At 43.8% G+C, this 8,226-nt stretch carries 9 protein-coding genes and 1 pseudogene (1 of these 10 only partly in view); 9 read left to right on the forward strand and 1 reads right to left on the reverse strand.

Going from position 1 to position 8,226, the window contains the following annotated elements; all coding sequences use genetic code 11:
• Positions 1–65: 65 nt before the first annotated feature.
• Positions 66–3,017: a PAS domain S-box protein gene (locus tag IH879_13885; protein MCH7676026.1), complete on the reverse strand. Its 2,952-nt coding sequence runs from the start codon at positions 3,015–3,017 to the stop codon at positions 66–68.
• A 137-nt stretch (positions 3,018–3,154) separates the two neighbouring features.
• Between IH879_13885 and IH879_13890 the strand changes: the two genes are divergently transcribed.
• The 9 genes and pseudogenes from IH879_13890 to IH879_13930 form a co-directional block, all read left to right on the forward strand.
• Positions 3,155–3,625 (forward strand): hypothetical protein, encoded by a 471-nt coding sequence (locus IH879_13890; protein MCH7676027.1) that lies wholly within the window; start codon positions 3,155–3,157, stop codon positions 3,623–3,625.
• Between the two features lie 34 nt (positions 3,626–3,659).
• Positions 3,660–3,914 (forward strand): DUF2442 domain-containing protein, encoded by a 255-nt coding sequence (locus tag IH879_13895; GenBank protein ID MCH7676028.1) that lies wholly within the window; start codon positions 3,660–3,662, stop codon positions 3,912–3,914.
• Complete coding sequence (locus IH879_13900) at positions 3,911–4,786, forward strand: 4-hydroxy-tetrahydrodipicolinate synthase (protein ID MCH7676029.1); 876 nt, start codon at positions 3,911–3,913, stop codon at positions 4,784–4,786. Before IH879_13895 ends, IH879_13900 begins: the two co-directional genes overlap by 4 nt.
• Positions 4,783–5,778 carry a M20/M25/M40 family metallo-hydrolase gene (locus IH879_13905; GenBank protein ID MCH7676030.1) on the forward strand — a complete coding sequence of 332 codons (996 nt, stop codon included), beginning with the start codon at positions 4,783–4,785 and terminating at the stop codon, positions 5,776–5,778. Before IH879_13900 ends, IH879_13905 begins: the two co-directional genes overlap by 4 nt.
• 1 nt (position 5,779) lies before the next feature.
• Complete coding sequence (gene dapB / locus IH879_13910; GenBank protein ID MCH7676031.1) at positions 5,780–6,511, forward strand: 4-hydroxy-tetrahydrodipicolinate reductase; 732 nt, start codon at positions 5,780–5,782, stop codon at positions 6,509–6,511.
• 278 nt (positions 6,512–6,789) lie between these two features.
• A complete protein-coding gene (locus IH879_13915) occupies positions 6,790–7,623 on the forward strand; it encodes a 2,3,4,5-tetrahydropyridine-2,6-dicarboxylate N-succinyltransferase (GenBank protein MCH7676032.1) in 834 nt (277 codons plus the stop codon).
• Positions 7,620–7,820 (forward strand): addiction module protein, encoded by a 201-nt coding sequence (locus IH879_13920; GenBank protein ID MCH7676033.1) that lies wholly within the window; start codon positions 7,620–7,622, stop codon positions 7,818–7,820. Before IH879_13915 ends, IH879_13920 begins: the two co-directional genes overlap by 4 nt.
• A gap of 161 nt (positions 7,821–7,981) precedes the next feature.
• On the forward strand, positions 7,982–8,182 hold the full coding sequence (locus IH879_13925) for a type II toxin-antitoxin system VapB family antitoxin (GenBank protein MCH7676034.1): 201 nt from the start codon (positions 7,982–7,984) through the stop codon (positions 8,180–8,182).
• Position 8,183: 1 nt separating this feature from the next.
• Positions 8,184–8,226 (forward strand): annotated as a pseudogene (locus IH879_13930) (PIN domain-containing protein); it runs 374 nt beyond the window's last position.

The raw sequence follows: 8,226 nt of genomic DNA on the forward strand, positions 1-8,226 counted from the left end.
TCGAAATTAGAAATGAAGATGAGTAAACCTGAAAGGTTTAGAATTAAACATTTTTTTGTAAAATGTCAACCTTTTTGCTCTTCCAGGGGTTCGCCTGATTTGTACTTTTTCAGGAATGATTCGAATTGCTTGGCGAGTTGTTTTAGATTTGGCAATTTTCGGTTTTTGGCAGCCTCTTCCATTTCAGATCCTAATTCGGAAATTTCCGGAAACCCGTAACTGGCTCCGCTGCCTTTCATACTATGCCCGATAAAGCCGATTTCGGTGAAATCTTTATTTTTTAGAGCCTTCTGCAAGTTCGTAGAGCGCTCTTCAAGATTCCGAACATAGTATCCCTTGAGGTTTTCCATCTCCTTGAGGATCTCTTTTTCTATATCATCATCATAATCGTCTTTACTTTTTGCTAATCCCGATTTCTGCGTGTACGATTGAACACATTCGATAAAGTGCTTTTTATTGATTGGCTTGGTGATATAATCGGAACACCCGGCTTCGCGGCACTTATCTGCGTCGCCAATCATGGCGTAAGCTGTCAAGGCAATAATAGGCAGCTCCTTGAACTTGGGATTTCGACGAATTCTTTTGGTGGTCTCAAAACCATCCATTTGAGGCATCTGCATGTCCATCAAGATCAGATCGAAGTTCTCTTTCTCGAGCGCGGTTAAAACCTCGAGACCGTTCTCGACAATTGTGAGTTTATAATCAAATCGCGACAGAATGTTCTTAAACAATTCTGAATTAACGGCGTTGTCTTCGGCGATTAGAATGCGCGCTGTGGTCTTGTTTCCATTTGCAGAGATTTTTTGATCGCTCTTTGGCCCGGAAGTTGACTCGCCATTTACCGGGCCGTGTCCATTTTCCAAAGAAGGTTTTGCACCATTTTTTTTGTAATGTTTCTGGCCGGCACTGTTGGTTGAGCTAGGTTTGACCTGCTTTTGTTTTATCGCTGCTTTTTTATTCGGATCAAATTTGAATGGAATACAAATTGTAAAAGTCGAACCCTTGCCATACTTGCTTTCAACGTGAATCGTTCCATTCATCAATTCAACCAATTTCTTTGTAATCGCAAGTCCAAGTCCGGAGCCTTCATATTTTCTTGAAGTCGAACCATCTACCTGGGTGAAATTTTGAAAGATAGATTCCTGGTATTTTTGGGGAATGCCAATGCCCGTATCTTTAATCGACACTTGCAGTGGAAAAATATTCTTGCCCGTTCTTTTCCATTTTTCCCTGCCCACCGTGACTGTGATAGCACCATCCTGAGTAAACTTCGCAGCGTTAGATAGCAGATTCAGAACAATCTGTCCAAAGCGTGTCGGATCGCCAATTAAGTACGCGGGTGTGTTTTTTGAAATTTCTAAATTAAGCTCTACCGCTTTTTCAGCAAGGTGGGGTTCGACGACTTGAATCTTTTGATTTAATATGTCAATCAGTAAAAATGATTTCAATTCCAGCTCTAAACCCTGCGATTCAATTTTTGATAAATCCAGAATCTCGTTGATCAAATCGAGCAAATAATTAGCAGATTTTTGGATGACCCCGGTGAATTCCGTTTGTTTGTCAGTAAGTTGTTCTTCAAATAAAAGATCCGCGTAACCGATAATTCCGTTTAGAGGCGTGCGGATTTCATGACTCATGTTAGCGAGAAAGTCACTCTTGGCAAGATTGGCCGCTTCCGAAGCCTCCTTTGCTTTCTGAAATTCAATCTCTGTCTGCTTCCTTTTGGTAATATCATGGGAAACCATAATGAAGCGATCCGCATAACCTTTTGCATCACAAATGACATTACTGGTTGATTCCAAAACGCGCCAGGAACCGTTATTGTGGCGCATGCGGTGCTCAAGAAGAAACCCTTTTTTTGATTTAAGAGATTGTTTGAATTTCTCGCTTGCTTTCGGACGGTCATTGGGCTCAACCAGGTTAAACCATAGCTTGTTTTGCAACTGTTCCGGTTTGTAGCCTAAACGAGTCTCAAAAGAGGGACTCGTATAAAGGTACTGCCCTTTGTAATTAAGAACAGCGATTAGATCGTCCGCATTTTCAGCAATGAGCCGAAAAAGCTCTTCACTCTGGCGCAGGGCCTTTTCATTTTCGATGAGATGCTGGTTACTGGCCACAAGCTGTTGGAAGGCAGCGCCCAGTTGTTGTTTGCTTGCGTGGAGTTCAAGATTAACAGCTTTTAATTGTTGCTCAGTTTCCTTGCGTTCGGTGATGTCGCGGATAACGCCTTCGTAATAAGCCACCTTGCCATTTTTGTCGTAAATTTTTTGCACATGAACTTCAACCCAAAGGTTCTGGCCGTTTTTTTTCTTCAGCCGAACGACAAATGTTTCAGCGTCCTTGCCTTTTTTAAAAGCCGTCTTGACGACGCTGCGATTTCCGGACGAAAAGTAAATGTCCCGGGCAATATCCAACTTCATAACTTCTTGTTTGCTGTCGTACCCGAGCAGTTTTACAAAAGTTTTATTTACCATACGAAGCTTGCCCTCGGGAGTGCTTCTGTAAATTCCATCAGGGCTTTGCTCTACTAATTGTCGATAGCGCTCCCCGGAACCCTGCAAAGCCCGCGTTGGGTCTTCAACTTTCTTTGCCAGATCTGATTTCGCCTCTATTAGTTCCTGAGTTAATTTCTTATTTTTTTCAACAAGTTCATAGCGTTCAACTGCCTGGGATAAAGCAGGGCGCAGTTCTTTTAAGTTTAACGGTTTGTTCAAATACCGCCAAACTAATCCTGAATGGATCGCTTCGATGACCAAATTCAAATCTGCCAATTCTATAAACAAAATCTTTACTGAATCGGGTGAAATCTTTTGAGCCTTTGAAAAGAATTGCAGGCCGGTCATTTCGGGCATACTCTGCTCGCTCATAATGATCTGGATGTCCTCTTTCTTCAAGACATCCATGGCTTCGTGCCCATTTCTGGCTGTAAAAACAGTATATTGGGAAGAGAAAGCTTTGCGCAGGCTTTTTAAGCCGGTAGGTTCATCGTCGACAATTAGTAGGGCTCTGTTTGGCAATTCCTAACTCTGGTTTTATAAAAACAGACTCTCTAACGTATCGGCATAATTCCCTTTAGAAATAAATTCTTTAAATTGATTTTTTTAAATTAATTTTATATTATTGAGGGAGTTAAATCCTGTTCTGTAATTTAAAATTGATAATAGTAGAACAACTTATTTCGAGCCTCGAATCTCTGAATATTACCGGGCAGATCAACCGGCCTGTCAGCGGTATTTGTTTTGATTCGCAGGAAGTCAAGCCGGGGGAAGTATTTGCCGCAATTCAGGGACTGGAGTCAGATGGCTATGCTTATCAAAAGCAAGCGATTAAAGCGGCCGCGGCCGCCATCGTTTCTGATTCGGAGCAAGTGCAAAATTCCATCCCTTTTATTCAGGTAAAAAATGCCCGCACCGCTTTGGCTCGTTTGGCTGCGGAATTTTACAGATACCCGGATAAGAGCCTCAACGTGATTGCTGTGACCGGCACGAATGGCAAAACTACCACCGCTTATTTAATCAGATCGATTTTAGAAGCGGGGGGTCACTCCGGAGGGTTGCTGGGCACGATTGAATATTTTGTTGGCAATGAAAAATCCCAGCCGAGCGCACAATCCCGGAATCGTTAGATTACAATGATATAGCATGGGCTGAAAACGCAAGATTTATATTGAGTTGACGGATGGTCGTACGATAGGGTCCCCGGCAGACCGCTTTAAAATCTTAAAAGAAGCAACAGATGAACAGCTAAAAGAAGTTACTCTCAGATTAAATGGTTACGCATTGAGATGGGAATCTTTGGACGAAGATATTACCGTGCCGGGTATTGTCGCGGGTAACTTTCAGCTACCGCCAGAAGGATGGGCAAACACTTTAACACTCGAACACACTAACACTTTTTTAACGGAGGGAAGATGAACTTAGAAGGTACATTTGTCGCGCTGGTTACCCCTTTTAAAAACGGTAAAATCAACGAAGAGAAAATCCGCGAGTTAGTTCGCTTACAAATAGAAAACGGCACGGACGGGATCGTACCCTGCGGTACCACGGGCGAATCCCCTGCGTTAAGCGAAGAAGAAAAAAACCGCGTTATCGAAATCGTCATCGAAGAAGCAAAAGGCAAGGCCCTTGTCATCGCGGGCACCGGCACCAACAACACTGAAAAGTCGGTCAAAGCAACAGCGCAAGCAAAAGAAATGGGAGCGGACGCCGCTTTGGTCATCACACCCTACTACAACAAACCGACTCAAGCCGGCCTCATCCGCCATTTTGAAGCCGTTGCTGAAGTGAACCTACCCATCATGATTTACAACGTGCCCGGAAGAACCAGCGTAAATATACTTCCCAGCACGATCGAAAAGCTTTCAAAATTAGACCAAATCGTCGCCATCAAAGAAGCCAGCGGTGATCTCAACCAGGTCTCTGAAATTCTAACTACGTGCAAAGATAACATCAAAGTTTTTTCCGGTGACGATTCTTTATTCGCACCCATTTTGGCTATTGGTGGCGTTGGGGTGGTTTCCGTAGTCGCTAACCTTGTCCCTCAATATTTGAAATCCCTTTACGAGGCTTTCAAGTCCAATGAAATTGTCAGAATGCAGCAATTGCACCATCAACTCTTCGAACTTTGTCAGGCGATGTTTTACGAAACAAACCCGGCGCCGGTCAAAACCGCTATGAACCTCATGGGCATGGATGTTGGCGAATTAAGACCGCCTTTAGCACCAATGGCCGAGACCAACAAAGAGAAACTCATTGAATCCCTCAAAGTTTACGGCCTGCTGAAATGACCCTTTTCGAGCTTACAAAAAAGCTGATTGACATTCCCTCGGTTACGGGCTCTGAAAGAGAAATTGTTCAATTCCTTTTCGGTGAGCTTGAAAGGCGGGGCTTCTCAGTCACCAAGCAATTAGTGGAGCCCGGACGCGAAAATATTCTCGCGACTACGGAAGTCAAGCCACAGGTGATTTTATGCACGCACCTCGACACAGTACCGCCGCACATTCCTCCTAAAGAGGATGAGCAGTACATTTACGGCCGCGGCGCCTGCGACGTCAAAGGGCTGATTGCGGCTATGCTCTTTGCTGGAGACAGGCTGCTTGAAATGAAAATAAGAGAGTTCGGTTTTTTGTTTGTGGTTGGAGAAGAAACCGACAGTATCGGCGCAAAAAAAGCAAATGAGATCTCTCCGCATCCGGACTTCCTTATAAACGGCGAGCCGACTGAAAATAAATTAGGCACAGGCCATAAAGGGATTATTAATTTGCAACTCTCAACTAAAGGGAAGGCGGCACACTCCTCATTTCCTGAAATGGGCGAGTCTGCGATTGAAAAGCTGCTGAATGCATTGCAAAGCATTCGAGAAATCGATTTTGGCAAAGATGAAATTTTAGGTAAATCGACTTTGAATATCGGAACCATCGAAGGGGGCACCGCTTTTAACGTCGTTCCGGATAAAGCGCAGGCAACTCTCTCTATTCGTAATTCAGTCGCCTCCGAAATGATTATTCAAAAAATTAATTCTGTTTTGAATGGAGCCGCAGAAGTTAAAGTTTTGACTCAATCAGAGCCGCAAAAACTCCACACCGTTCCTGGATTCGAAACAACGGTTCTGCCTTTTGGAACGGACATTCCGCATTTGCAGAATTTTGGCAAACCGCTGCTGATTGGTCCCGGCAGCGCCAAAGTGGCTCACGCGGACGACGAAAGAATTGAAAAGAATCAGTTGACCGAGGCGGTCGATATTTACGTGAATTTAGTAAAAAAACTTTTGGCTGAATAAGATGGCGAAATTAGCTTTAATCGGATTTGGTAAAATGGGACAGGAGATTGCCCGGCTTGCGGAACAACGGGATCATGAAATTATGGCCAAGTTTACCGGCCAAAATCCACTCAAAGCTACTACAAATGTCGATTCAATTGATGTCTTTATAGAATTTACTCATCCGGGGGCCGTGGTAGAAAATGTAAGAACCGTCGCTCAATTTGAAAAACCTTTGGTGATCGGCACTACGGGTTGGAACGAGCAATTACATGAAGTCGAGAAAATTGTCAAAGGCACGCAAATCGGGTTGATTTACGCCTCTAATTTTTCAATAGGGATGAATCTGTTTTTTAAAATCGTTGAAAACGCTGCCGGGCTTTTCGATAAATTTGAGGATTTTGATCCGTTTATTCATGAAGTTCACCACAAAATGAAAGAAGACAGTCCCAGCGGAACGGCCTTGTCGCTTGGCAAAATACTTCTTGAAAAAATTAACAGAAAAAGCGATATTTTGCCGGGCACCTCAGAGGGGCAGATTTCACCTGAACAGCTTCATGTCACGTCAACACGAACCGGTGACGTCCCCGGCACACACATGGTGGGATTCGAATCGGAAGCCGATTCGATTGAATTGAAACACACAGCCCGCAATCGTAGCGGATTTGCCATGGGCGCTGTGTACGCCGCCGAGTGGATCATCGGCAAAACGGGGGTTTTTACCATGGACGATTTTATGAATGATTTGATGTAACTCAATTGCATTGTCCCAATTGAGCCGCAAGCGATGACGCTTGCGTTACATCCGGGACAGAGAGGCAAGGCAAATGAAACCTCTCGTTACAAAGCTCCTGCTTTGTAACGCAACGCATAATGCACGCGAAACTCCTGTTTCGCTAACCGAAGCGGAGCTTCGAAAGCAAGTTCCTTCCCAAGCAGAGCTAGGGAAGGAGGAAGGTAGAAAGCGGAGCTTAGGAAGGAGAAAATTCGGTGATTTCGGTGTCCTTCCGTGTTTAATTTTTTTTGAGAACTATGAATACTTTAAAAGAAGAAATAGAACAAATTTATTCTCGGAAACCTGAAGAGCTTGGCAAAACCGAATTTGAACTATTCGAACAATTCAAAAGCCTGCTCAATTCCGGTGAAATCAGATCAGCGGAAAAAATTGACGGCGAGTGGCAGGTGAACCGGTGGGTTAAAAAAGGTATTTTGCTGGGTTTCCGGCTTGGTAAATTGGTAGATTGCTCAATTGACGAACAGTTTCGGTTTTTTGATAAAAGCACTTACCCGCTCAAGAAAATACAGATCGAGGACAAAATCAGGCAAGTCCCCGGCGGTTCCTCAATTCGAGACGGCGCTTACGTTGCGCCGGGTGTGGTTATTATGCCGCCGGCATATATCAATGTCGGCGCTTACGTGGATGAGGAAACAATGGTCGACTCACACGCGTTGGTAGGCTCATGCGCACAGATTGGCAAACGGGTTCATCTGAGTGCCAGTGCCCAAATTGGCGGTGTTTTGGAGCCCATCGGCAGCATGCCGGTCATTATCGAAGATAATGTACTGGTCGGCGGGAATTGCGGCATTTATGAAGGCACTTTGGTTTGCGAAAATGCTGTCATCGGCGCCGGTACGATTTTGACGGGGTCAATGCCGGTTTACGATTTAGTAAACGAGACCGTCATTCGCAAATCTGAAAATAAACCGTTGACAATTCCTGCAGGAGCAGTTGTGGTGCCGGGCTCGCGGCCTGTAAAAGGCGATTTTGCGAAAGAGCACGGTCTTTCTATCTATTCGCCGGTGATTGTGAAATATCGGGATAAAAAAACCTCTGCGACTACGGCTTTGGAGGAGAGTTTGCGGTGAAAAATTCGAAGGCTTTTTATAATTTTAGTTTAGATGCTGAAGTCGATGTTGATGTTGAAAGTAAATGGGATGAAGAGATTAGGAAACGAGTAGCAGATATCAAAAGTGGTAGAGCGAAAGGCAGGGCGGCTGAAGATATTCTTGCTGAAATTAGAGCCAATTTTCATGAAGACAGTAATTGTTCATCAAGGCGCTGAAGTTGAATTGTGGCAGGCTGTAGATTAGGTTATGGTATATTATTGGCGGTGCACGCAACTGATTTTGCTGGTTTGTCTAAATATATAAGCACAAAAATATTGACATACACATTTTTTATTATATTTTGTGTATATTAATTATTTCTAAGAGAGGTGCCAGTATGAAAAGAACGAATATTATTCTGGATGAACAGTTGATTCAAAAAGGGTTAAAAGTAACAGGCATTAAGACTCGTCGTGCTCTAGTTGATCACGCTTTACGCGAATTACTACGTAGAGAATCCCAAAAGAAAATTCTGAAATTGAAAGGTAAAGTACATTGGGAAGGTGATTTGGAAGAAATGCGGCAAATGAGATTTTAGCATGGTGTTAGTAGACACAACAGTATGGTTGAACTTTTTTTAGG

This window comes from candidate division KSB1 bacterium (assembly GCA_022562085.1).
In the GTDB taxonomy this organism is placed as follows: domain Bacteria; phylum Zhuqueibacterota; class Zhuqueibacteria; order Oceanimicrobiales; family Oceanimicrobiaceae; genus Oceanimicrobium.

Coding starts and splice junctions, on each gene's coding strand:
- IH879_13925 (MCH7676034.1), top strand. CDS start 7,982: ATGAAAAGAACGAATATTATTCTGGATGAACAGTTGATTCAAAAAGGG.
- dapB (MCH7676031.1), top strand. CDS start 5,780: ATGGCGAAATTAGCTTTAATCGGATTTGGTAAAATGGGACAGGAGATT.
- IH879_13905 (MCH7676030.1), top strand. CDS start 4,783: ATGACCCTTTTCGAGCTTACAAAAAAGCTGATTGACATTCCCTCGGTT.
- IH879_13900 (MCH7676029.1), top strand. CDS start 3,911: ATGAACTTAGAAGGTACATTTGTCGCGCTGGTTACCCCTTTTAAAAAC.
- IH879_13915 (MCH7676032.1), top strand. CDS start 6,790: ATGAATACTTTAAAAGAAGAAATAGAACAAATTTATTCTCGGAAACCT.